General features: G+C 52.2%; 28 protein-coding genes and 2 tRNA genes. 10 read left to right on the forward strand and 20 right to left on the reverse strand.

All coding sequences use genetic code 11. From position 1 onward, the window contains the following. Positions 1-49: 49 nt before the first annotated feature. Positions 50-463, reverse strand: a complete 414-nt coding sequence (locus ACYOR7_RS11045; protein WP_479913962.1) for a hypothetical protein — start codon at positions 461-463, stop codon at positions 50-52. Between the two features lie 74 nt (positions 464-537). On the opposite strand from ACYOR7_RS11045, the gene ACYOR7_RS11050 reads away from it, so the two are divergent. Continuing rightward, entirely contained in the window at positions 538-1470 is a 933-nt protein-coding gene (locus ACYOR7_RS11050; RefSeq protein ID WP_479913963.1) for a hydroxyacid dehydrogenase, read from the forward strand. Between the two features lie 39 nt (positions 1471-1509). Continuing rightward, positions 1510-1968 carry a 50S ribosomal protein L15e gene (locus ACYOR7_RS11055; RefSeq protein ID WP_479913964.1) on the forward strand — a complete coding sequence of 153 codons (459 nt, stop codon included), beginning with the start codon at positions 1510-1512 and terminating at the stop codon, positions 1966-1968. Positions 1969-2549: 581 nt separating this feature from the next. Here the strand turns inward: ACYOR7_RS11055 and ACYOR7_RS11060 are convergent. Further along, complete coding sequence (locus ACYOR7_RS11060) at positions 2550-3239, reverse strand: CDGSH iron-sulfur domain-containing protein (RefSeq protein WP_479913965.1); 690 nt, start codon at positions 3237-3239, stop codon at positions 2550-2552. 259 nt (positions 3240-3498) lie between these two features. Between ACYOR7_RS11060 and ACYOR7_RS11065 the strand changes: the two genes are divergently transcribed. Continuing rightward, positions 3499-4434, forward strand: coding sequence for an NADP-dependent oxidoreductase (locus tag ACYOR7_RS11065; protein ID WP_479913966.1), 936 nt, complete (start codon positions 3499-3501; stop codon positions 4432-4434). A gap of 77 nt (positions 4435-4511) precedes the next feature. Here ACYOR7_RS11065 and ACYOR7_RS11070 read toward each other — a convergent pair whose 3' ends face one another. From ACYOR7_RS11070 to ACYOR7_RS11115, 10 genes are all read right to left on the reverse strand, one after another. After that, the gene (locus tag ACYOR7_RS11070) at positions 4512-5300 is read right to left on the reverse strand and encodes a class I SAM-dependent methyltransferase (RefSeq protein WP_294806012.1); all 789 of its coding nucleotides are present in this window, start codon (positions 5298-5300) and stop codon (positions 4512-4514) included. A 70-nt stretch (positions 5301-5370) separates the two neighbouring features. Further along, the gene (locus ACYOR7_RS11075; protein WP_479913967.1) at positions 5371-5760 is read right to left on the reverse strand and encodes a hypothetical protein; all 390 of its coding nucleotides are present in this window, start codon (positions 5758-5760) and stop codon (positions 5371-5373) included. A gap of 76 nt (positions 5761-5836) precedes the next feature. After that, positions 5837-6442 (reverse strand): hypothetical protein, encoded by a 606-nt coding sequence (locus tag ACYOR7_RS11080; RefSeq protein WP_479913968.1) that lies wholly within the window; start codon positions 6440-6442, stop codon positions 5837-5839. A 171-nt stretch (positions 6443-6613) separates the two neighbouring features. Then, a complete protein-coding gene (lysM, locus tag ACYOR7_RS11085) occupies positions 6614-7042 on the reverse strand; it encodes an HTH-type transcriptional regulator LysM (RefSeq protein ID WP_294806008.1) in 429 nt (142 codons plus the stop codon). Further along, positions 7032-8213, reverse strand: coding sequence for an aspartate aminotransferase family protein (locus ACYOR7_RS11090; protein ID WP_479913969.1), 1182 nt, complete (start codon positions 8211-8213; stop codon positions 7032-7034). The genes lysM and ACYOR7_RS11090 overlap by 11 nt, the downstream gene beginning before the upstream one ends. Further along, positions 8210-9013: a [LysW]-aminoadipate/[LysW]-glutamate kinase gene (locus ACYOR7_RS11095; RefSeq protein WP_479913970.1), complete on the reverse strand. Its 804-nt coding sequence runs from the start codon at positions 9011-9013 to the stop codon at positions 8210-8212. The genes ACYOR7_RS11090 and ACYOR7_RS11095 overlap by 4 nt, the downstream gene beginning before the upstream one ends. Further along, complete coding sequence (argC, locus tag ACYOR7_RS11100; RefSeq protein WP_294806004.1) at positions 9010-10062, reverse strand: N-acetyl-gamma-glutamyl-phosphate reductase; 1053 nt, start codon at positions 10060-10062, stop codon at positions 9010-9012. The genes ACYOR7_RS11095 and argC overlap by 4 nt, the downstream gene beginning before the upstream one ends. 128 nt (positions 10063-10190) lie before the next feature. Continuing rightward, positions 10191-11051 carry a lysine biosynthesis protein LysX gene (gene lysX / locus ACYOR7_RS11105; RefSeq protein WP_479913971.1) on the reverse strand — a complete coding sequence of 287 codons (861 nt, stop codon included), beginning with the start codon at positions 11049-11051 and terminating at the stop codon, positions 10191-10193. A 6-nt stretch (positions 11052-11057) separates the two neighbouring features. Continuing rightward, the gene (gene lysW/argW, locus ACYOR7_RS11110) at positions 11058-11231 is read right to left on the reverse strand and encodes an alpha-aminoadipate/glutamate carrier protein LysW (RefSeq protein WP_294806001.1); all 174 of its coding nucleotides are present in this window, start codon (positions 11229-11231) and stop codon (positions 11058-11060) included. Positions 11232-11260: 29 nt separating this feature from the next. Then, complete coding sequence (locus ACYOR7_RS11115; protein ID WP_294805999.1) at positions 11261-12466, reverse strand: argininosuccinate synthase; 1206 nt, start codon at positions 12464-12466, stop codon at positions 11261-11263. A 76-nt stretch (positions 12467-12542) separates the two neighbouring features. Between ACYOR7_RS11115 and ACYOR7_RS11120 the strand changes: the two genes are divergently transcribed. Both ACYOR7_RS11120 and ACYOR7_RS11125 read left to right on the forward strand, forming a co-directional pair. Continuing rightward, a complete protein-coding gene (locus tag ACYOR7_RS11120; RefSeq protein WP_294805997.1) occupies positions 12543-13238 on the forward strand; it encodes an ACT domain-containing protein in 696 nt (231 codons plus the stop codon). A 32-nt stretch (positions 13239-13270) separates the two neighbouring features. Then, the gene (locus ACYOR7_RS11125) at positions 13271-14188 is read left to right on the forward strand and encodes a helix-turn-helix transcriptional regulator (protein ID WP_479913972.1); all 918 of its coding nucleotides are present in this window, start codon (positions 13271-13273) and stop codon (positions 14186-14188) included. Here the strand turns inward: ACYOR7_RS11125 and ACYOR7_RS11130 are convergent. The 5 genes from ACYOR7_RS11130 to ACYOR7_RS11150 all read right to left on the reverse strand — a co-directional run bounded on the left by ACYOR7_RS11130 (position 14178) and on the right by ACYOR7_RS11150 (position 17531). After that, positions 14178-14621 carry a hypothetical protein gene (locus ACYOR7_RS11130; RefSeq protein WP_479913973.1) on the reverse strand — a complete coding sequence of 148 codons (444 nt, stop codon included), beginning with the start codon at positions 14619-14621 and terminating at the stop codon, positions 14178-14180. The genes ACYOR7_RS11125 and ACYOR7_RS11130 overlap by 11 nt on opposite strands. A gap of 54 nt (positions 14622-14675) precedes the next feature. Continuing rightward, entirely contained in the window at positions 14676-15014 is a 339-nt protein-coding gene (locus tag ACYOR7_RS11135) for an FUN14 domain-containing protein (RefSeq protein ID WP_479913974.1), read from the reverse strand. Positions 15015-15153: 139 nt separating this feature from the next. Next, positions 15154-15702 (reverse strand): hypothetical protein, encoded by a 549-nt coding sequence (locus ACYOR7_RS11140; protein ID WP_479913975.1) that lies wholly within the window; start codon positions 15700-15702, stop codon positions 15154-15156. Positions 15703-15993: 291 nt separating this feature from the next. Next, the gene (locus ACYOR7_RS11145) at positions 15994-16506 is read right to left on the reverse strand and encodes a cupredoxin domain-containing protein (RefSeq protein WP_479913976.1); all 513 of its coding nucleotides are present in this window, start codon (positions 16504-16506) and stop codon (positions 15994-15996) included. Between the two features lie 230 nt (positions 16507-16736). Next, on the reverse strand, positions 16737-17531 hold the full coding sequence (locus ACYOR7_RS11150) for a class I SAM-dependent methyltransferase (protein WP_479913977.1): 795 nt from the start codon (positions 17529-17531) through the stop codon (positions 16737-16739). A gap of 70 nt (positions 17532-17601) precedes the next feature. Between ACYOR7_RS11150 and ACYOR7_RS11155 the strand changes: the two genes are divergently transcribed. After that, positions 17602-18588: an LLM class flavin-dependent oxidoreductase gene (locus ACYOR7_RS11155; protein WP_479913978.1), complete on the forward strand. Its 987-nt coding sequence runs from the start codon at positions 17602-17604 to the stop codon at positions 18586-18588. Positions 18589-18634: 46 nt separating this feature from the next. Here ACYOR7_RS11155 and ACYOR7_RS11160 read toward each other — a convergent pair. Further along, positions 18635-18708: transfer RNA gene (locus tag ACYOR7_RS11160), tRNA-Ile, on the reverse strand. Between the two features lie 218 nt (positions 18709-18926). Between ACYOR7_RS11160 and ACYOR7_RS11165 the strand changes: the two genes are divergently transcribed. Beyond that, the gene (locus tag ACYOR7_RS11165) at positions 18927-19250 is read left to right on the forward strand and encodes a translation initiation factor eIF-1A (RefSeq protein WP_294805984.1); all 324 of its coding nucleotides are present in this window, start codon (positions 18927-18929) and stop codon (positions 19248-19250) included. A gap of 37 nt (positions 19251-19287) precedes the next feature. Further along, positions 19288-19393: transfer RNA gene (locus ACYOR7_RS11170), tRNA-Ala, on the forward strand. A gap of 136 nt (positions 19394-19529) precedes the next feature. On the opposite strand, the gene ACYOR7_RS11175 is transcribed toward ACYOR7_RS11170, so the two are convergent. Beyond that, the gene (locus tag ACYOR7_RS11175; protein ID WP_479913979.1) at positions 19530-20456 is read right to left on the reverse strand and encodes a cupredoxin domain-containing protein; all 927 of its coding nucleotides are present in this window, start codon (positions 20454-20456) and stop codon (positions 19530-19532) included. Positions 20457-20578: 122 nt separating this feature from the next. Here ACYOR7_RS11175 and ACYOR7_RS11180 point away from each other — a divergent pair, with 122 nt between their 5' ends. Together ACYOR7_RS11180 and ACYOR7_RS11185 are read left to right on the forward strand one after the other, a co-directional pair. Beyond that, the gene (locus ACYOR7_RS11180) at positions 20579-20860 is read left to right on the forward strand and encodes a hypothetical protein (RefSeq protein ID WP_294808530.1); all 282 of its coding nucleotides are present in this window, start codon (positions 20579-20581) and stop codon (positions 20858-20860) included. Further along, positions 20857-21186 carry a hypothetical protein gene (locus ACYOR7_RS11185; protein ID WP_294808532.1) on the forward strand — a complete coding sequence of 110 codons (330 nt, stop codon included), beginning with the start codon at positions 20857-20859 and terminating at the stop codon, positions 21184-21186. Before ACYOR7_RS11180 ends, ACYOR7_RS11185 begins: the two co-directional genes overlap by 4 nt. On the opposite strand, the gene ACYOR7_RS11190 is transcribed toward ACYOR7_RS11185, so the two are convergent. Then, positions 21183-21533: a winged helix-turn-helix domain-containing protein gene (locus tag ACYOR7_RS11190; RefSeq protein ID WP_479913980.1), complete on the reverse strand. Its 351-nt coding sequence runs from the start codon at positions 21531-21533 to the stop codon at positions 21183-21185. The genes ACYOR7_RS11185 and ACYOR7_RS11190 overlap by 4 nt on opposite strands. Positions 21534-21579 lie beyond the last annotated feature (46 nt).

Consider the following 21579-nt stretch of genomic DNA (forward strand, 5'->3'; position numbering starts at 1 on the left):
TACCTCTGCGAGATTAATGCCTCTGGATTTTTTGCAAATCGGCGCTGTCTCAAGTAATTATTTTCGAACCTGCGAGGCTTTCAATCTTGGACAGTTCATCCCCGGTTATCTCCAGGCCGTGCAAGAGCGCCGGCTGCTTGCCGGCAAGCGGTGTATCAGAAACGGGCACGGCCGGCAGGAACCTTGCCAGCATGGCAAACACCATCTTGCCGTACCAGTTGTTTTCAAGGCACAGCTTTTTTTCGCTGTTGTTTAAAGCATCAAGCTCGACTATTTTTTCAAGAGTCGCCGAGCCGATTATTACAGAGTCGCCGTGCGCGTTTTTCCCGACGAGCAGGATTTTCGAGTCGGCAGACCAGTCGCGCCTGATGCCCACGTACAAAGAATGCCTTGCGTACAGCATGCGCTCCTGCTCCTCCTTTACGCGCACGACGTACGCCAATCCCATGACTTGAGAGAGCACGCAACAATAAGCTTTGCTAATCACCGTCGTCATCGCAATAACAATATATTATCACCGGGATTTTTCACCCATATATGCAAGCAAGCGGCAAGGTGCTCGTCTGCGACTCGATAGACCAGGCAGGCATCGACAGCATGAAGCGCGCAGGGTTGGCAGTCGACTACAAGCCCGAGATAAAAGCCAGCGAACTGGTTGCAATAGTAAAGGATTATGACGTCATAGTGGTGAGGAGCAGGACCAAGGTCACAAAGGAGGTCATAGACGCTGCATCCAGTGCCAAGATAATAGCGAGGGTCGGAGTCGGGCTTGACAACGTTGACGTCAAGGCCGCAGAGGCGAAAAAGATCAGGGTGATAAACGCTCCAGAGGCCGCGTCCGTGGCAGTGGCAGAGCTTGCAATCGGCCTCATGATCTCGCTTGCAAGAAGCATACCGAGGGCAGACGCCGAGTCCAAGAAGGGCAACTGGATAAAAAAAGACCTGATGGGCACGCAGCTGTCAGGCAAGTACCTTGGCATAGTAGGCGTCGGAAACATCGGCCGGCACATAGGCAGGATGGCCAAGGCGCTCCACATGAATTTGATCGGTTACGACCCGTACCCGATAAACAAAGAGTTCATCAGCGAGACTGCCATGATAGTCACCGACCTTAACACGCTCCTTGAAAGCGCCGACTATATCACGTGCCACGTGCCCTCGACGCCAGAGACAAAGCACATGTTCAATGCAGAGCGCTTTTCCAAGATGAAGCCGACGGCATATCTCGTTAACACGTCAAGGGGCGAGATAATCGACGAGAACGCCCTGTACGAGGCGCTGAAAAACAACAAGATCGCCGGCGCGGCGCTTGACGTCTTTGAGGTAGAGCCGCCGACTAACAAGCTCCTTCTCGGCCTTCCAAACATAGTATGTACACCCCACATCGGCGCGCAGACAAAGGAGGCGCAGGAGCTTGCGTCGACCGTTATAGCAGAAAAGATAATCCAGATCCTGCGCGGTGTCATATAATGACATATAAAGGGCTAGAAGTCTGGAGAGTGGTATAATATGCGCAGCTATATGGCCCAGACTTGGACAAAGATGTGGAAGGAGAACTCGGACGAACTAAAGTCCAAGGCCATTGCATGGAGGCAAGAGCCTACTATCAACAGGATAGAAAGGCCAAGCAGGCTCGACAGGGCGCGCAGGCTGGGCTACAAGGCCAAGCAGGGCATCGTGGTCGTCCGCACGCGCGTCGGCAGGGGCGGCATGAGAAAGCAGCGCCCGGTCGCAGGCAGAAGGCCAAAGCACATCGGCGTAGTCCATATCAAGCAGGGCATCAGTATGCGCAAGGTCGCCGAGAGGAGGGTTTCAGAAAAGTTCCCGAACCTTGAGGTCATGGGATCGTACTACCTGCACAAGGACGGAATGAACATCTGGTACGAGGTAATCCTGGCAGACCCGGCCCACCCCGCGATATCCAAAGACCGCGAGATGAGGGGCAAGCTCAAGGCGTTTGCAAAGTAGTAAAAAAAATTATTACCTAGCGCGGTATCAGGAGAAACGTCATTACCGTCAAAACGCCGGTCAATCCTATCAATGCCAGTGTTAGTTAGTTTCTCCACCCTTTTTGATGAAGATTCTGTGAATCGCTTTACACTTTGGTGAAGCTCTTGGACATCCCGGTGCGACCTCTGGGACAAGGCATATGAAAATTCCATCTGTCTTAAAATTACTTCAAGAAAATCTCTGCCGACAACTGCACCATCAGAATGTAGCGCTAAATTCCTGAGCTCTTCTAGCCGTTTCACGAAAAAGAAGGATCGTAATCGTCGTCATCATGGTCACATCATTATCGTCAATGTCACATCGTCATCATCGCTCACCGCAAAACCATTCAATATCATATTAAAGTATTTTAGCCTTGGATACGCGTATAGACAATGATGCCTCTCTATATTTTCTAGATAATAATCTGATGCTTGTTCGCTGGCATTCCAAGGTAAACATAGTACTCATGGTGTTTGCTCAAGACTTTGAGATTGGTTAGCGCAATCGCGCACGCACACACACAGACGCGAATGAACATGCGTTAATTAGTAGTTGTGTTAACCAGTCAGCTCGTCTTTGAACTGTATGCTTGCATGACTGCCGTTGCAAAATGGCATATTACTTGAAGCCCCGCACCGACATAGCGTCACGCGATTGCGCACTTCATACCGCTTGCCGTCAGGGGATTCGATAGGAATGCCTCCGCGAATCCACAGCGGCCCGCTGCATCCTAAGGCAGGGTCTTCGACCACCCCGATAGAAGGAGTGAGCTTGTGTTCGATCTCTTTTCCCGTCTTTTTATCGTGCACCACCAGCCGGCCTGCAGGGCAATGATTTGCTTCGCGTATCACGAGATCACGCACTGCAGGATTGTCAGTTTGCTCTATCAGGTTCCAAATCTGCCCTTCAGGATCGCAAAAACGCGCAAATGCGCACAAGTTTTCTGCGTCGCTAAGAACCATCGTCGGGCCGTCATATTTTTTGGCTTGCCTGACATACGGCTTGCGTGTCGCAGTTTCTTTTCCCTCAAATCCTATTTTCTCATGGGTTCCATCGCAAAATGGCTTGTTCTTTGACTGCCCGCATCGACACAGCGCATACTCTGATGTTTGCGCATCAAACGTTCTGCCCTCTGTCCAATCCCACGAAAAACCCTCTTTGTTCGGGGTAATGGTCTGCATCGAAATAGGAATGCCGCCTGAAACCAGATATGGCCCGTTCTTGCTGACGATTATCTTTTTCTCCAAAGGTTTGTCCACGTTCTGACCTTTCCCTTGCATTAGGTAGAAGATCGTCGTTGATGTGGATTAATTTATCGTTCATGCCAGCGAATGCTAAAAGCACGCACACACATACAAGTGCCAGACGCCATGCTTGCAGATGTGTTATTTGTAATAATCGCCGTGTAAATCTAAAAAAAATAATGCATTGAGCATTTGAGAAGAATTCCCAAGTACATCCTTACTCTTGTTGTTTAATATCGCGCTTGACATAATAATATCAGCAATGAAGTCAGCTCAAATCAAAGGGTATGGCGATAGCAAAGTAGTAGAGATTAACCCTGACGTGCCTGCACCAGATCCATCGGCAGGAAAGGTCCTAGTCATTGTCAAAGCGGCCGGCGTAAATCCAATCGACTGGAAAATCCGCGAAGGCTACATGCAGCAAATGATAAAGCTGCAATTCCCCTCAACGCTGGGCATGGATTTTTCCGGCATTATCAAGGAGGTTGGAAACGGAGTTGCGGGCTTCAAGCAAGGCGATGAAGTATACGGGCAGGCATCTGTCATCACCGGCGGGTCAGGGGCGTTTGCAGAGATGGCTCTGGCGCCTGCACAGACCATCGCGTACAAGCCAAAAAGTTTGAGCCATGCCGAAGCGGCAGGTCTTCCCCTTGTAGGCGTCAGCGCATGGCAGGCGCTCGTGGAAACCATCGGACTGGCAAAGGGCCAGAAAATCCTTATTCACGGAGGAGCAGGAGGAATAGGCTCAATCGCGATTCAACTTGCAAAGAAGCTGGGCGCGCAAGTCGCCACGACAATAAGCGCAGACGACAGAAAGTTTGTGCAAGAATTGGGAGCCGACGAAACAATTGACTACAAGAGCCAAAAGTTTGAGGATATCTTGCACGACTGTGACGCGGTCTTTGATACCGTGGGCGGTGATACCTACAAGAGGTCCTTCAAGGTACTCAAGAAAGGCGGGATAATCGTCTCCATGCTAGAACAGCCAAATGCGGAGTTGATGAACCAGTTTGGAGTCAAAGCCGTTTTCCTGTTCTCACAGGTAAACAACGAACGGTTGACGAAATTGGCGCAGTGGGTGGATCAAGATAACATAAAGGTAAACATTGACAAAAAGTTCCCCCTAGACGAGGCGGGAAAGGCGCTTGATTACGTAAAGGACATTCATCCACGGGGCAAGATTGTCCTGGCAGCTTGAAAGAGAGCGAGGAGGCGCAGAAGACTCTGCATATGCGCTACTGAAAAAGCATATGAGCTATCCAGGGTTTTGCAGGATTAGCGCGCTTTTCTTGCCTTTATCAAGACATATTCGATGTCGCCCCCGTCCGACAGCTGCTTCATTTTCAGAATTGACCGGTACAGCAGCTTTTCGAGGTAGGCAGGATATTCTGCCAAGATTCTCGGCTTCAGGTCTTCCCTGTTTGCAAGGTAATAGTCTGCAAGCGGCCCGTAGACGCGGGGGCCTATGTAACGGCTTGTCTCTATCGACAGGCCCGCGTTCCTGATTGCGCTCTGGACATACTCTGGGCCATAGTGCTCTGACGACCAGGTGACAGACAGTATGCCGAGGCTCAGAAAATGCAGCTTTTTGCGCAACTTTAGCACGGGAATTGCCATTACCAAGAGGCCGCCGCTGGCAAGCACCCGGGCAGATTCCTGCATGAACCGGTCAAGCGGCCGGAAATGCTGCGCCGATTCAAGCGCCACGACTCTGTCCACTGAGCCGCTGGAAAACGGCAGCGCGGTAGAGGTGGCGTTTACCAAGGAAACCCTTGCGCCGTCCGAGTCCTGCAGTTGCGAAAAGTTGATGTTCACGCAGGCAACCTGCAGCGATTCGTGGCAGGATCTCCAGTACGAGGCGGGCGCGCCAAGGCCGCTTCCGACGTCTATTACTGCCTTGGCAGAGGCAAGCTCGGCCAGCTCGCCGACCTGCGCGCAGAGCATCTGCTGCGCTTCAAGGGGTGTTGTATTGGCAGAGGAATCGTCCCAGTAGCCGAAATTGAGCATCTTGCCTCCTGTCGCAATGGTCATCAGCGGAGACAGCGAGTCGTAGAGTTTTACCACGTCTCTTTCGCTCCGCCGGAACGTCCATAGCAGGACGTCGAGCGGGCGTATGTTGCCTGCCAGCGGAGAACTACCTGGCCAGCTTTTTGGCTGACTCGATTATCTTGGCTACTTCGGCAGCCGGCGTTTCCTTGTCCATAGTGATGTAGTAAAAGTTGTCCTCGTTTGTCAGAGTCAATATCTTTACCTTTTCGTTCTCGGTCAGGGTGTATTCTGTTTTGCCTATCGACCGCTCGAAGCTTTTCCTCAGCTGCTCGCGCGTAGCTTCTATGAAATACTCGTTGCGTGCCTCGTCAGGCTTTAAGAGCGGGACGACTCCTTTGCGCAGGCCGCCGGCAAGCGTCCTTCCAAACTTGTTCATAACGCCAGCATAGCGTATGCGAGGCGAGATTGCAAGAAGCAAGTTACACTTTTCCCTGTGCTTTTGAGTGTCCGGGTCGGCGTGCGGTCTGTTGGACATACGGATTGATCTTGCAATAGGTAATATATGAACTGCTTTAAACAACAGGGCTAAAAAAATAGAGAGGGGGGGGAGATCAGATGCTCCCGATTTTTTCCATGTCGATGCTGTTGTTGCCGTGCGATGCAGGCGGCTTTTTCTGAAAATAAGTCGTAATGTATGCCAGCCCGCCTGCGACTACTCCTATTATCAACAACCCTGCAAACGCTGCAATGGGAGTGATGAACTGCTCCATTATTGCAGGATTCGCCTTTAGGCCAGCTGCTCCACCATCGCCGGCAATCACGCCAAGCACGCCGGAGCCGGCGAGCCCCGCATACACCATCATCAACGTCACTGCGGCGCCTCCGACGTTCATTCCTACAAGGTTGGCCCACGCAAGTGCAGACCTGACTCCATGAATCCTCTTTTGCAGGCTGACCTCCAGGTGGCTGTAGAATATCGCCGTGGTCGCTATTGCGACAATAAGTATCATGTAGAATAGGTAGCCGAGAAATATCCACTTGGCCGGCCCTTCAAATGACAGCGAGAGGATCTGTATGATGTTGATGCTGTTGGACGAAAAGAGAAACTGCACTCCAATAAACGACGCGGTAAGCAGGGTGATTGCCGCGCCCTGAATTATCGCCGATGCTATGAACCTGTTGGACCATATGCTGCTGCTAGGTGTTTCTACTTTCATGCAATCGTCACCGAGATATATTGCGCTGATTCTCGTGATAAGAGAAAGTCAAAAGGAAAAGATGGAGTAAAGTACGGGTTATAGCGGGCTTAATAGGGCCGAACATGCAATATATCTATCAATAGCAAAACAACAAGGATGTGCCCTACCCTAGGGCGGATCTACGCTAGGTTAGCGCATCGTCTTTAGTATTATGACGGTGTTCGTGTCGGACACGCCCTCTATCTTGCGTATGTCGTCGATGCACTTGTTTATCTCGACGATTGCAGGTGCAGCGATTATGGCGGCAATGTCATATTGACCTGTTATCTCGTAGACCACTTCGACGCCGGCAAGCTTCATCAACCTCTGCGAGACTGCCGAGGTGTCGGCGGTAGAACTTACCGAGATGAGCGTTATTGCACTCGTCTTGTCCGACGCGCCTAGTTCTATCGTAAAGCGCTTTACTATGCCGCTGTCCGTGAGGTTCTTAACGCGCCTTCTCACGGCCGACTCGGACAGACCGATCTCGTTTGCAATGTCCACGAATGCCTTTCTCGAATCGGTCTGCAGGATGCGGATTATCTTTTCGTCTGTCTCGTCCATGTTGCTAATTGACATTTCTTCTCTGTTCCTCCCTTGTAAGTACCGCATCCATTATTTCAACTGCGCGGGAAACCGTCGCTTCGTTCATCACAAGTGGCGGAAGCAGGCGCAAGATGTTTCTTCCCGAGTACAGTATAAGCAGTCCGTTGCTGATTCCGTCAAAGAGCACATCTTTTACCTCAAAGCGGAGCTCGACTCCAAGCATCATTCCAAGGCCGCGAACCTCTCGGATTATTTTGTGGCGCTCCTTAAGGGCCAGCAGCTTTTCCTTGAACACCTTGCCAGTCTTGGCGGCATTGTCCACTAGCCCGTCAGTGGTCAGCGCCTCTAGTGTCGCAGAAGCCGCCGCGCAGGCTAGAGGGCTTGCGCCAAAGGTAGATGAGTGCTCGCCCAGCTTCATAGCGTCCATTATCTCCGGTTTAGTCAGTACGAGACCCATCGGGACTCCGCCGGCGATGCCCTTTGCAAGGCACATGATGTCCGGCGTCGTGTTCCAGTTCTGCCCTGCCCACATCTTGCCTGTCCTGCCAAGTCCTGCCTGTATTTCGTCAAATATCAGCACGAGGTTTCTGCGGTTGCATATGTCGCGGATCTTGGGTATGAGGTCGTCAGGCGGCACTATGATACCGGTCTCACCTTGTATCGGCTCCAGTATCACCGCGCCGATAGAGTCGTCTATGGCCTCTTCAAGTTTCGCCGGCTCTCCGTACGGGACGAACTTTACCCCCTCAAGGAGCGGCATGAACGCCTTGCGGTATTTCTCGTTGTATGTGACAGAAAGCGCGCCAAACGTCTTGCCGTGGTAGGCGCCGCTCATTGCAATAACGCCGGGCTTGCCGGTGAATTTCCTTGCAAACTTTAGCGCCGCTTCCACAGACTCGGCACCCGAGTTTGTAAAGAACATCTTGGTCAATCCCGGCGGCGCCACTTGCGCCATTTTCTTCATGAATTCAAGGCGCGTCTCGTTATAGACTGACATGTGCGCGGTTATCAGGGTCTCTGCTTGCTTTTTAATGGCTTCAACGACGCGGTCGTTGCAGTGGCCTACGAGCGCGACGCCGTATCCTCCCATGCAGTCGATGTATTCCTTGCCGTTTACGTCCCAAACCCGGGCTTCCTTGCCCCTTGCGACATTTACGGGGAACCTCTGGTACAGCGTGCCTAGGTAGTTGTCCTCGCCGTTCATTTTGGGGTTATCACCGTGCAGTTGTTGTGCGCGATAGCTGACGACACAGGGTTGTCGACCTGTCCGGACGCAATTATGGCTTCCTTTACTCCCATCTCTAGCGCCTCCGTGCAGGCAAGCACCTTCTTTTCCATGCCAAAGCCTATCTTTGGCAGGGTCGCTTTTGCCTGCTCCAGAGTCAAGCCAGTGACGAGTTTTTCGTTGAGCATCAGGCCATTGACGTTTGTTATGAATATTACCTTGTCGGCCTTTATTCCGCCGGCCACGTATGCGGCAGCCCTGTCGCCGTCCACATTGAGAAAATCAAATTCTTCAGAGAGTGCAATAGGAGACACCACCGGCACGTAGCCATTGTTTACAAGAGTGTTTACGAGTGAAGGGTCGACGTCGTTTATCTTGCCGGTGTATCCGCCGTCTATCACCATCTTCCTCCCTTTCTCGTTTATCACCATCAGCTTTTTCTTGCGCTCTGCCTTCAGTATGCCCCCGTCGACTCCGGCTACGCCAACTGCCTTTATTCCCTGGCGCAGCAACATGCCGACAATGGCCTTGTTTATTTTGCCAGACATGACCATCGTGTAAATGTCGGCAGTCTCTTTGTCAGTGTACCTGCTGCGCACGCCGCCGGGCGAGACGATGAATTTCTGCTCCTTGCCCAGCTTGGTCGCCGTCGCAGTCACCTCCTTGCCACCTCCGTGGACGAATACTAGCTTTTCTTTCTCTGCTATCGCCTTGATGTCGGCAAGCGTTGACGGGTGCAGACCGTCGACTACGCTTCCCCCTATCTTTATGACTATCATACCGGAGTCAGAGGGGTGTACCTCAGGCCCTCAGTCTCATCATAGCCAAACATCACGTTCATGACCTGCACTGCGGAGCCAGCCGCGCCCTTCATGAGATTATCAGACGCCGAGAGCGCAACAATCCTCTGGTTGTCCTCGTCAATGTCAAAGCCGACGTCGCAAAAGTTCGAGCCGACAACGAACTTGGGGTCGGGGAACTTGTATAGGCCCTTTTTGTCGCGGATGAGCCGGACAAACGGCTCGCCCTTGTACGAGTTGCGATACATCTTCCACAGCTCCAGCTCTTCCACCTTGCGCTTGAGGAACGTATGGTTGGTGGTCAGGATGCCACGGACGATGTTGACTGCGTGCGGGCTCATGCTGACCTTGATCTGCTTCTTTGCTATCATCGACAGCTCTTGCTCTATCTCGCCGGTGTGCCGGTGCTTGGCAGGCTTGTACGGCCTGACTACTCCGTAGCGCATGGCATGGTGCGTGCCGGCGTTTGCCTTTTGTCCGGCGCCCGATGAGCCTATCTTGCTGTCTACCACCACGTGCTCGGTGTCGATGAGGTTGTTCTCGATCAGAGGCTTTAGCGCCAGCAAAGATGTCACTGCCATGCAGCCCGGGCATGACACCAGCTGCGCCTTCTTTATCTCCTCGCGGTGCAATTCCGGCACGCCGTAGACCGACTTGGACAGCATATCAGGGAACGGGTGCTCCCAGCCGTACCACTTTATGTAATCCTTGGGGTTCTTTAAGCGAAAGTCTGCCGAAAGGTCGATTATCTTTACTCCCCTGTCGTACAGGTCTTTTACTATCTTGTTGGCTTTTCCGTGCGGCACCGACGTGAACACCATGTCGCAGTTGTTGGCCAGCTTTTCCATGTCCATCGGCGAGAAGGTGAGGTCGATAAAGCCCTTCAAGCTAGGGTGCACCCTCTGCACGTACTCGCCTGCCTTTTGGCGCGATGTAACCATGGTGACTTCAGCCTTGGGGTGCGTCACGAGTAGCCTGAGAAGCTCGCCACCGACGTAGCCTGATGCGCCTACAACTCCAACCTTCATTGCAAAATGTCCTCCATCATCATGTTCACGAGATGCATTGTTATGATGGTTCTGCCTTAAAAATCCTCATTTATATTTTTTGGACATATTTGACCTAATAAGGGTCAATAGTGACCGAAATTGGTCACTTACTTCTTCACAAGGCTCACGGCGTAGTCGATCATTGCGTCGGGAATGTCGTTCGTAGAGACGCTCGCCGCTCCTCGGAATTCCACGGTGTTGTTCACCTCGTGAACCACAAGCCCGCGGCCCTTGTCTTCCATCAAATCGACGCCCACGATTCCGCCGCCTACCGCCTTTGCCGCGCGCAGCGCCAAGTCTTCAAGCTCTTTTGTTATTGGCGCTAGCTCTGCCTTGCCTCCACGGGCGACGTTTGTGCGCCACTCGTTTTCTGCGGAATAGCGGTATATTGCCGTCACGACCCTGTCGCCTACTACAATGCACCGTATGTCGCGTGGCGGCCTGTCTATCATTTCCTGCACGTAGTATATCCTTGCAAGCGGGCTGTCGTTTTCCTCCCTCATCTCGACTATCATGCTTGCAGTCTCGTCGTCGCGCAGAGGAAAGACGCCCCTGCCCCACGAGCCCACTATCGGCTTTAGGACAAGCGGCAGGCCGGTCTTGCGTATGACTTCGATTGCAGACTCGGCTGAAAACGCCATCTGGGTCTTTGGCGTAGGGATGTTGTTCTTGGCCAGAACAAGGGACGTGACCAGCTTGTTTCCGCACCTCTCTGCCGTCTGGAACTTGTTAATAACAGGATAATCAAGAAATTCAAGGCAGGCGGTGAGGTAGAGGCCCCGGTAATGGCTCACGCTTCTCTGCATCACTACGTCGCCGAGTGCAAGGTCGCCCTTTTTGCTTTCGGTGCCGACGGTAATGTTTTTCCCATCTACCATCTGCGCCTTCAAGCCTTTCTCAAGAGCCTTGTCGTAGAGCGCCTTTTCCTCAAAGCGCACCTTGTCGTAGATTATGCAGACCTCGACCATTACCGACTACTGTCCCCAATCTTCGCCTACTGTTTCTGCCGGCTTCAACTCTACCTTGTCCGCCGCCTTGGTGGCGATTTCAAAGTCGCCTCCGCAGTCGGGGCAGGTCACTATCTCTCCCACCACTGCGTCTTCCGGGATGTTGATGTCGGCTCCACATTCTTGGCATTCTTTTTTCATTTTCTATTTTTCTCTCCTACTACTTTTTCTTATTGTTGCTGCTGTTTCTTGCCGGCCGTCTCTGCAACCGAGTTTGCTATTATCGACTGCAGCCCCCATAGCTCGACAAAGCCCTTTGCCAGTGACTGGTCAAAGGTCGACCCGGCCGCATACGTCGCCAGGTCGTTTTTGTATAGGGAGTAGCGTGACTGCCTTCCGACCACGCGGATTGATCCGCGCTGGAGCTTTACCCGCACTTTTCCGCTGACGCGGGCCTGAGTCGCGTCTATAAACCTATCCAGGTCCGTGCGCAGCGGGTCCTGCCACAGGCCGGCGTACGCAAGCCAGCTCCACTGATCGTCCACCGAGCGCTTGAAGGCAAGCTCGTGCTTGGTCAGCACCATCTTTTCGAGGTCGCGGTGGGCCTCGATTATGGTCACTGCTGCCGGCGCCTCGTACACTTCACGCGACTTTATTCCCACGACGCGGTCCTCGACGTGATCAACGATCCCGACGCCGTGCGCGCCGGCCTTGTCGTTGACGTACTGTATCAGGTCGGTAAGCGGCATGCGCTTGCCGTCTACAGCAACAGGCACGCCCTGGTCGAACTCGATGTCGACGTAGCCGGCCTTGTCGTTTTTGAAATTGATGAATTGGAACGCCTCTTCCGGAGGCTCGAAATCGGCGTCCTCAATGTTACCACCTTCCACGGCGCGGCCCCAGAGGTTGAGGTCAATGCTGTATTTTTTTGCCGCGGTGCTTATCTGGATGTTCTGTTCCTTGGCGTACTTTATCTCGACGTCTCTCGTGAGGTTCATGTCGCGGATGGGGGCGATTATCTTCAGGTCGGGCCTGAGAGCCCGCATGGTGACGTCAAAGCGGATTTGATCATTGCCTTTGCCGGTGCAGCCGTGCGCTATTGCAACCGCGTTTTCTTTTGTCGCGACTTCCACCGTCTTGGCCGCGATGAGCGGGCGTGCAAGCGCCGTTGCCAATGGATACTTGCCCTGGTACAGGCCGTTTGCCTTGATGCTTGGGATGACGTAATCTCTGGCAAACTCGTCCTTGGCGTCTATGTAGACGTGCTTTATGGCGCCTATCGCCTTTGCACGCCTTTCAATCTCTGCAAAATCGTCGTCCTGGCCGCAATCTACCGTTACAGTGATAACGTCCATCTTGTGCAGGGTCTGCAGGTACCTGATGCAGACGGACGTGTCGAGGCCGCCAGAATAGGCCAGGACCACTTTGTTTGTCATGAACGTGCATTTCGTTTCAAACATTACATTTATATTTTTTGGTCAAGATTGACCTAAATCAGGGTGATAGTGACCGATGTCGGTCAACGAGAAATCCATTACAAACGCGGTAAAGGAAGTCGTCAACAACGACCTCTCTTTCCAGGATTCGCTGCAGCGCGATTACTGCAACATTAGCGCGCTGGCAAGGATTGTCAAGCCGCAGATAGACCAAATGCTCGGCGGCAAGAACACCAGCGTCGAAAGCATAGTGACGGCGCTAAAACGCTCCAGGCGCGACTATGACGTACCAGAGCGCCCGATTGCGGCCATCCTTGCAGGAAGCACGGTCAGCGTCAAGACTGATGTCGCAAAAGTATCAGCAGCAAAGAGCAAAAGGACGATTGAAAAGGTCGCCAAGTCGCTTACGCAGAACGTTGACAACTTTATCAGCGTGTCAGAGAGCATCATGTCCATCACACTAGTGTTTGACGACGTGCTACTCGACGGCGTCAAGGCCATGTTTGCGCACGACGACGTGCTGGAGGTGGAAGACGACCTTGCGGCAATCATCGTGCACAGCCCGGAGGAGATTATAAAGACGCCGGGGTGCGCCATTGCGTTCTACAACCAGCTTGCGCGCAGGCACATCAACATTGAAGACACAGTCAGCTGCTACACGGACACCATCATGCTCGTGCGGATGGACCAGGTAGGAAAGGCGTTCAACGCGCTCACCGACCTGATTTCGAACTCCAGAAAGATGCCAAGGAAGAAGCAGCAACATCGGTAAGGGTTTTTATCTTCCGGTAGGGCTGTTGGTACATGTCAATGTACCGGCGCTACACGCTCGACGAAGTCAAGCGCAAAATAGTCGACGTGCTAGAGAACGCCGGCACCGGCCTTTCAGGAGTCGAGCTTGCCGACAAGACGGGCATAAACCGCATGACGATCACGAAATACCTCGACATCATGCACACGATGGGCCTCGTGAAAAAGAAAAAGGCCGGCACCGTCAACGTGTGGTTTCTGGAAACCGGCATCTCGGACATCGAGTTTCCCGTCAACTATGTGCAGGTGCAACAGAGGCTCATCGACTTTGCGCTTGCCGGCGAGGAAGAGCAGGCCCGCAGGCTCTTGATAAGCGTGCTCAACTCCAACATAGACCAGGTAAAGATGATAACAGACGTCATCCTGCCCGCTGCAAACACGGTGGGTGAACTGTACAGCAGGGGCAGGCTTGGCAAGACAGAGCGCGCGCACCTTGCCTCCATGATGGGCGAGCTCGTTGATTTAGTCAAGTTCAACGCGCATCCTGCTGAACCCAAGATGAACGCCCACGTGCTCTGCATTGCAGGCACCGATGACAGGGCGCACCTTGCCAGAAGCGCGGCCGTCGTGTTTCAGATACTTGGATGGGATTCGCGCTACGTCGGAAGCGTCGAGCAGGACATCGACCCGTTTTTCGACATCGACCTGCAGCGCTACGTGAACAAAGCGTGGGGAAACAAGCACGGATTGATGATGATGTGTGTGTTTTCCTCCGGCGAGGGCCCGCTGCGCTTCATCACATCTACCATAAAGGGCATGAGGGGCCGGCTCAAGGGCGAATTGCGCCTTGCCGCCTATGCCCCAGAGGCAGAAGCTGTAGCCGGCGAAAACGCCGACTATGCGGCAAAGGACCTGCAGGGCATGATAGACTGGGCCGAGCGCCAGTACGCCCTCGTGACGGCTAGAACGTAGGGAACGGCGTTATCGGCGGGGCCTGAGGTATCAGCGCCTGCAAGCCTATCGTGATTATCGTGCCTATCACGGCAAACACTATGGTCGCAAGGATGGCAATTCCTAGCGCGCGCAGCCACCCTGTGTCAAAGCCCAGCTTGAAGACGCCTATCCAGGCAATGAACGCAAGGATGAAAGCTACAGTAGTTATGAATATCTTTTCTCCAAGCGTCATGTGCAGGATAGCGCTAGAGAGAAAGAACACAATGGCATAGACTATGGGGCCGGCAGCAGTCACCAGCATCGCTCGCGTAAAGCGGGCTTTTCCGACAGTCACCACTTTTGCCGCAATCCACACAGGTATCGAGACCAGTACCCACAGGATCAAGAGCCCAAAGACGAGGGCGAGTGCGGCTATCAACGCTTCGGCCTGCATCAGCAGCGGCTGGAGCAACGTCTCTCAACTGCGGCTCTAGGATTTAAGCAATATCGGAGATTCTTCTATAGCTTAGCCCTTCATAAACCCAAGCGCAAACGCGGCCGCAAAACTGCCTGTGAGGGGAATGCCGATGTTTGCAAGCGCCATCATCACTTGGTCCGCGGCGCCGGGCGTCGCGCCTATCGTCGCATTCTGTATCCCCACGAGGGTTGAAGTGGAGGCCGAACCTATCTTGTCCCAGTTTACAGAGATCACACCCTGGCTGGCCAGATACGCAAGCGCAGCCAGAAACAGCCCGATTATCACCATCACTATTTTCAGGATTTTTTTTATCGCATAGCCAATGACAAAGCCCGCGACGCCGCCTACGCCTACCGATGCCGCGACAGAGGTAAGATCAACGCTCACGACGTTACTTTGCGCAGCCCGGATTTATTGCTACAAGGAAAAATGTTCGGGGGTCAATTGCAGAAGAACGTGTAGAGAGAGAGAATAGTTGCCCGCTTTCACAGGCATCATTTTCTTCAACGGCTCTTGGATTTCTTTCCTATTCAGTTTTGGCAAGTATTTCTTTGATCTTGTTTCTAGATGTCTGGAGCTCGTCCTCGGCCTGCCTGTGACCCTTTTCTTCATCTTCAATCTCGCCCAAGATGACCCTAATGTACTCTTCTAATTTCTTCTTGTCTTCGTCTGAGGGGCTGCTTCCTAATGCACGTTCAGGATTTGACCTCAGATCAGACAGTTGGCTCTTGGCTTCGTCGAAATATTCCCGCAATTTGGCGCGGGCCTCTGCAAGCCGGTCAAGCGCTTCCAATCCCTTCGTCATTTTTTCGTTGATCTCGCTGATTCGGTCGTTACTCTCTTCAATCTCCTTTTTCCATTCATCGATGTTGTCTTTGCGGCGCAAGGTTTCTTCTACTCTTTCTTCGTTTGCAATCTTTTCCTTGAGCTGCTTTATGTCGTACAGTTTGCTCTCCTTTTGGTTTTTCAGCGTATTTGTATCGATTTCGGCCTCGCTCTTTCTGCGCGTCACCTCCGCAGCAGCGTTAGCTGCATCGCTGCGTAGAGTGGAAAAGGGTATCAGGTTTACGCCCAAGGTACTGCCGCCAGCGGCCGATCTAAGATCATCTAATGTGCAGGACATGTGCCATATGGCAAGGTTGAATTATAAAAGAATACCCAAAATAGGAGATTTTGCCGGTAATTTTTAGTGTTTACTAAACGACGCTGACATTTTGGCTTGATCTTTTGGGGGGGGCGGAGAATCGCATGATGAGTAATTTTCGTACTGTTTAGAGACAACATGCTTCACATACGAGCATGTCGGGCCTTGACCCGTCAGGAGCATCTGCAGGTGTTTTTTGAGGGAAAAAGAAGAAGAAAGGTATTACGAGGTGCCTGCTGATGCTACCTCGATTGTCCCCTTCATCGTGTCCGGATGGTACTCGCAGTGGTATTCAAACGTGCCAGCCGTTGCAGGCTTGAACGAAAGCTGCCCAGAGCCGTTTGGCGCAATGTCTCCGCTGGATGCAAGTTCCTTGCCGTTGGATTCTATTACCAGCTCGTGCTTGGCGTCAGTCGGGTTTGCTATCTGCACAGTGTTGTCCGCGTTGGCAGTCATTTTGAGCGTCGGGTTGTTTCCGCCATCGCTTGTTAACCACCGGTAGGTTTCATCTACTTCCTTTGCACTCAGTTTTATAGGAGAGGTAGTAGCAGCAGCGGAAGTCGTGGTATAGCTTGATGGGCTGCCACCGGTTGCGGGTGATGCTGCTGTTGTTGCTGATACATTATTCTGCTGTGTTCCAGCAGCAGAAGAAGACAATACGGCTATTGCAGCGCCTAGGACTGCCACTGCGATAACTATCGGAACAACAGTCTTGGTCTTTTTTGTTGCGTTCATATGCAAGTCAAATTATCTAGTTTTACCACTTTTATAGACAGGACACGATTCCCACTGCTGAATGCCACTCTTGGTATCAACGCTACAAAATATAATAGAGCATTATGCAGAAAACAGGCAAGAGAGAAAGACCAGGCAAAAAGTGACAAATGAAAGCTGGCTTGACCTTTGGATTTGAAAAACCGCTCGAAAATTACTTTTCGTGCTGTTCGGTGATACAGTATCTCATGTTATCTTGACTCATGGACGGAACCGCGTACAGCCCAAACTCGGCCGCGAAGGATAAACGGGGCTGCCTCATCTTGAAGTCTCAATTGTCTTTTTACTTCCTCACGCAGGATTGATAGGCGGTCGCGGCCGACACGTTTCACGTATGCGCCGGCCGGGCCTTGACCCGTCAGGAAGGGCTCCCAATAGTCCTGAAAAGATTTGAAATTCATCTCAACTTCCAGTGGCTGTTCGTGGATATCATCAAGTGCAGCAGACCTCCACAGGTCGGAGAGCTCGCCTGTGCGGCACAGTGGCATATGCTTCTCATGAAGCCTGCTAGCGTTTGCGTCCACAGCCACCGCGGCATCCCAAAACACTCGTAACATCTCCATACCGTCGCCATAATCCCACACCGCCGCGGCAATTCGCCCTCCGGGTTTTGTTACCCTCTTCATTTCAGAGAGTGCCCTAGGTGCATTTGGGACGAAGTTGAGCGCAAGCAGAGATAGGCTATCATCAAATGCTGCGTCAGGAAAGGCAAGGTTTTGTACGTTACCAATTTCAAAGTGAACCCTGTCGGAGTAATTGTTGCGGGATTTGGCGTAGCTGATATACTCTTGGGAAGTGTCGATGCCCACTACATGGCAGAGAGGTCTAGATTCAGCGATGGCAAAAGCTAGGACGCCTATGCCACAACCAGCATCAAGGATCTTGCCGCCGCTATCAGGAATCCCTGCAAATTCTGCCAGGCGTGGCGCAATCAGGCGACTCCACCGACCCATGAATTTATCGTAGGCATAGGCGTTGGTGAACATATGCAGGACTTTTCTTGTTGTTGTTGGCTCAGGATTCTTTATCTATTTTTAGATTGCATTACAACATTGTATGCAGCTACCGAATCTGGGAATAGCCATCAGGTGTCTTGACGATCCTCGGTTCTTTATAAAGCCGGTCAGAGCTGCCGAGGAAGCAGGGTTTCAGAGTGTCTGGCTTGTCGAGGTCAACGACGTTGACACGGTAGCCTTTGCCTCTGCTCTCTCGCAAGTCACAAACAGGATAAGGATCTGCACGGGAGTTGTAAACGCGAGCCTGCGTCTGCCTACGCTGCTTGCGATGGGCGCGGCGACCGTGTCAAACCTCTCGCAAGGGCGCTTCCTTCTAGGCGTTGGTGCAGGTTCCTCTCCGATGAAGGATTCGGGTTCAAGCGCAGGAGACAGAGTGGCAAGACTTCGCGAAACGCTCCAGTTGCTTCGCGGTATCCTCTCTGGTGCCAAAACCTCTTTTCAAGGCTCTCTCTTCAAGATCCAAGACTTCCAGCTCGGATTCACTCCAAGGTATTCCATTCCGCTCTACGGCGCGGCCATGGGACTAGGGATGGTAAAGACTGTCGCGGAGGTTGCTGATGGAGTAGTCTTGATGCTACCAACACTAGATTACACCGATCGTGCCGTTCGCACCATTCGCTCAGTAACTAGAAAAGGGCGTGCGGATCAATTCAGGATTGCCTGTCATTTTGTTACAGTAGTGTCAGAGAAGGAATCGATACTTGATGCAAGGCGTGCAGTAGCAAGGTTCTGTGCGATACCTCCGTATCATGATAGCTTCATGAGGATGGGTTTTGCCAATGAGGTGGCAAAAATAGACGCGGCTCTGAACACTAGCTCAAGTGAAGCGTGGCGGTTTGTTCCCGCTGAGATGGCAGACAGGCTAATCATTCATGGCAATGCTGAAGAGTGCGTCAAAAGGATCTCAGAGTACATCCGGCTTGGCGTAACTGACCCAATCATTTATCCTTCACTTCCTGACAACAACAGCAGCAGCCCAGAATCTCTGGAGAAAGTGATCAAGAGCTTCTCACGGTACACTGGATAATGCCAAGGGCACCCGCAAGTCTGGTAGCTGTTTGAGAAGAGTTAGGTGGGCCGTAAGGGATTTGAACCCTCGACCTTTCGATTATCAGTCGAACGCTCCACCAAGCTGAGCTAACGGCCCGTTTGTTTCAAAACTGGGAGCGTTATTTAATCGTCGCTACCCTGTGTGCAAAAAAAATCATTATTTGCAGTGGCAACCTGAGATAACGTATGGAACGCACGCGGCGGACCTCAGGCTCGCGGAGCAAGGCCTGAGAAATCCACAGGATATGGTCGGGAATGGATGAAAAGCGTTGAGCAGGCTAGAGCAGTACACTTTTAACCCCATCTTTCGGAATAATGTCGGGACCACAAATAGGCAAGAAAAAGGTACTTTCTGAATCAGAGCTGAAGGAAATGGTCATGCCGCAGCAGGGCGAGTTACTAGGCCGCGTGATAAAGCTGGTCGGCGGCGACAACATCATTGTTAAATGTACCGATGGCAAGGTGCGCACGTGCCGCATAAGAGGCAAGATAAAGCGTAGGATGTGGATCCGCGACAACGACCTTGTCCTGGTCGCGCCCTGGGATTTCCAGTCTGAAAGAGCAGATATCATCTGGCGCTACATCTCGGCTCACGCCGAAAAGATGAAGGCAGAAGGCCACCTGCAAGGATTAGAATAATACACTTAAATTATCATTTTTTCAGCGTTAAGTCTGTGGGCTGGTAGTTTAGTCCGGTAGAATACCTGCCTTGCATGTCTGTGTGTATGTCATACAGGCAGAGGACACGTAGGTGGTCGTGGGTTCGAATCCCACCCAGTCCACTATATCATATCATGTACACATTGTTCATGCCAACGCAAGCAGGCTTTCTTTTGAAACAAATAAGAAAAAGAGAGCGAGCCCAAGAGCCGCTCCGGTACTGCACATTCTAAAAAAAGAAGAAGAAGAAGAAAGGTATTACGAGGTGCCTGCTGATGCTACCTCGATTGTCCCCTTCATCGTGTCCGGATGGTACTCGCAGTGGTATTCAAACGTGCCAGCCGTTGCAGGCTTGAACGAAAGCTGCCCAGAGCCGTTTGGCGCAATGTCTCCGCTGGATGCAAGTTCCTTGCCGTTGGATTCTATTACCAGCTCGTGCTTGGCGTCAGTCGGGTTTGCTATCTGCACAGTGTTGTCCGCGTTGGCAGTCATCTTTAGTGTGGGATTTATCGTCCCGTCGCTTGTTGACGACCACCGGTAGGTCTCGCTCACCTCCTGCGCACTCATCTTGATGGCACTGGTATGATTAGACGCCGTGGAGTTGCCGGTGCCATCCATGCTTTTCATAGCCGCCTTGGAACTGGTGGAAAGCGTGCCGTAAACTGGGCCTGTCCCAAAGTGCGAAGCCACCTTGTCAGGGCCTATCCACATCCCCATCACCGCGTTGTTGAACACCTTTATGGTCAGCTGCACGCCTGTAACCGGGCCTTCTTTCATAGTTACGGTCGCCGTGCCCTTGAGCACCTTTGTAGCAGAGTTTCCTTCTTGTGACATCTCTGTTGCATTGAAATTGTATATGCTGTGCGAATGCGCGGCAGTCCCGTCCGGCTTGATCATGTCAAACTTTGCCACGAGCTGGACCGATGGGTGCTGCGGATCGGAAGAGAAGACCCTGAGGACCCATATGCCTGACTGGATCCATTCTGGCTGCCCGCCGGCTCCCATCTGGACGCTTGCTATCTTGCCCTTCAGCGTCTGGACTTTCCCTGCTGTCGCCATGCTGTTGCTGCTACTGTCGTCATTGTCGTTCGCTGCTGACGCACGCTGCGCCTCGATAGAAAGTATTAGTGTAGCGCCAAGAATCGCAGCCATAAAGAGTGTAACGGCCGCCTTTCTTGCATTCATGTGCAAACAGGTTTGCGGTTGCAGTACTTATATCAGGTACACAATTCCCACGACTGAGTGCCACTTGTGAAATCTACTACAAACATTATAACACGCACCGATGCAAAACAATGCGGCAGAAAGTGGCGATTGAAAGCTGGCTTGACCTTGTCAGTGCGGTGCTGATCTTCTTTGCGGCCGTCATCCCGGCCTATCTGAGCCTGAGACTGAAGGGGAACACGAGGATACTAGCGGTAGCGTTGACAGCCTTTGTGGCAACACACGGAATCTACCACATTGTAAGGATGCAGGGGCTAGAGTCGATGGCAGACGGAGTGTTCGAGCCAGCCTCGATTGTCGCTCTGATCGCATTTGGCATAACGTACCTTGGCATATCACGCAAAAAAGAGGCGGCCAGGTTATGATGACAGATGCAGGCATATCGCTTTCTACGGGCGGCCTCACTCTTGTTCTGCTGGTCGTTGCCCTCGGGATTTTTGCGTGGCTGGCGGTGAAATCAAGGAGCGTCAGAAGCTTCCAGTTCCAGCTGTCTCTGTTCATCGTCATATGGATAGCCGGCGAGATAGTGGATCTCCTCCACGAACAGTATACGATGCTTTTGCCTTACCACAACGCCGGGCTGTACATCCACGTTCTAGCCATGGGACTGTTCAGCGCCATGCTGTGGACGAGGTTTTACCTTTCCAGAAAAAGCGGCAAAAAAATGGCGGACAGCATGCAAGAGGGCTAAAGGGAGAAAAGCCTCTCGGCGGTTTTCTCTAGCACGTTGACATTGTACTCGATTTCCACGGCCAGTTTCCCGTGCTCGTACCTCGCGTTTATTGACTTTAGGGTGCTCCGAAAGAGGCTGAACTTTTTCCCATCGGGCGTCACTTCTATCTTTTCCGTGAGGAGCAGGCCTTCTTCTAGCATCCATTTGATTTTACGGTACGCGGTGCTATGGGAGATGCCTAACTCCCGGATAACGTCGTTTACGGATCTCGGTCGCAGTGTAGCATAATCAAGGATCTTTACAATCTCTTTATCGGCCAGTGCCATCAGGACAGCCTGCTTCAATCGATCCTTCTCAACTATCATTTGCCATCAATACACAATGGTAGATCAAGAATCGCTGCATATTTGT

It is taken from the genome of Candidatus Nitrososphaera sp. 86-2 (assembly GCF_056726185.1).

Coding starts and splice junctions, on each gene's coding strand:
- ACYOR7_RS11050 (WP_479913963.1), top strand. CDS start 538: ATGCAAGCAAGCGGCAAGGTGCTCGTCTGCGACTCGATAGACCAGGCA.
- ACYOR7_RS11055 (WP_479913964.1), top strand. CDS start 1,510: ATGCGCAGCTATATGGCCCAGACTTGGACAAAGATGTGGAAGGAGAAC.
- ACYOR7_RS11065 (WP_479913966.1), top strand. CDS start 3,499: ATGAAGTCAGCTCAAATCAAAGGGTATGGCGATAGCAAAGTAGTAGAG.
- ACYOR7_RS11075 (WP_479913967.1), bottom strand. CDS start 5,760: ATGTCCAACAGACCGCACGCCGACCCGGACACTCAAAAGCACAGGGAA.
- ACYOR7_RS11080 (WP_479913968.1), bottom strand. CDS start 6,442: ATGAAAGTAGAAACACCTAGCAGCAGCATATGGTCCAACAGGTTCATA.
- lysM (WP_294806008.1), bottom strand. CDS start 7,042: ATGTCAATTAGCAACATGGACGAGACAGACGAAAAGATAATCCGCATC.
- ACYOR7_RS11090 (WP_479913969.1), bottom strand. CDS start 8,213: ATGAACGGCGAGGACAACTACCTAGGCACGCTGTACCAGAGGTTCCCC.
- ACYOR7_RS11095 (WP_479913970.1), bottom strand. CDS start 9,013: ATGATAGTCATAAAGATAGGGGGAAGCGTAGTCGACGGTCTGCACCCG.
- argC (WP_294806004.1), bottom strand. CDS start 10,062: ATGAAGGTTGGAGTTGTAGGCGCATCAGGCTACGTCGGTGGCGAGCTT.
- lysX (WP_479913971.1), bottom strand. CDS start 11,051: ATGGTCGAGGTCTGCATAATCTACGACAAGGTGCGCTTTGAGGAAAAG.
- lysW/argW (WP_294806001.1), bottom strand. CDS start 11,231: ATGAAAAAAGAATGCCAAGAATGTGGAGCCGACATCAACATCCCGGAA.
- ACYOR7_RS11115 (WP_294805999.1), bottom strand. CDS start 12,466: ATGACAAACAAAGTGGTCCTGGCCTATTCTGGCGGCCTCGACACGTCC.
- ACYOR7_RS11120 (WP_294805997.1), top strand. CDS start 12,543: ATGTCGGTCAACGAGAAATCCATTACAAACGCGGTAAAGGAAGTCGTC.
- ACYOR7_RS11125 (WP_479913972.1), top strand. CDS start 13,271: ATGTCAATGTACCGGCGCTACACGCTCGACGAAGTCAAGCGCAAAATA.
- ACYOR7_RS11145 (WP_479913976.1), bottom strand. CDS start 16,506: ATGAACGCAACAAAAAAGACCAAGACTGTTGTTCCGATAGTTATCGCA.
- ACYOR7_RS11150 (WP_479913977.1), bottom strand. CDS start 17,531: ATGTTCACCAACGCCTATGCCTACGATAAATTCATGGGTCGGTGGAGT.
- ACYOR7_RS11155 (WP_479913978.1), top strand. CDS start 17,602: ATGCAGCTACCGAATCTGGGAATAGCCATCAGGTGTCTTGACGATCCT.
- ACYOR7_RS11165 (WP_294805984.1), top strand. CDS start 18,927: ATGTCGGGACCACAAATAGGCAAGAAAAAGGTACTTTCTGAATCAGAG.
- ACYOR7_RS11175 (WP_479913979.1), bottom strand. CDS start 20,456: ATGAATGCAAGAAAGGCGGCCGTTACACTCTTTATGGCTGCGATTCTT.
- ACYOR7_RS11185 (WP_294808532.1), top strand. CDS start 20,857: ATGATGACAGATGCAGGCATATCGCTTTCTACGGGCGGCCTCACTCTT.
- ACYOR7_RS11190 (WP_479913980.1), bottom strand. CDS start 21,533: ATGATAGTTGAGAAGGATCGATTGAAGCAGGCTGTCCTGATGGCACTG.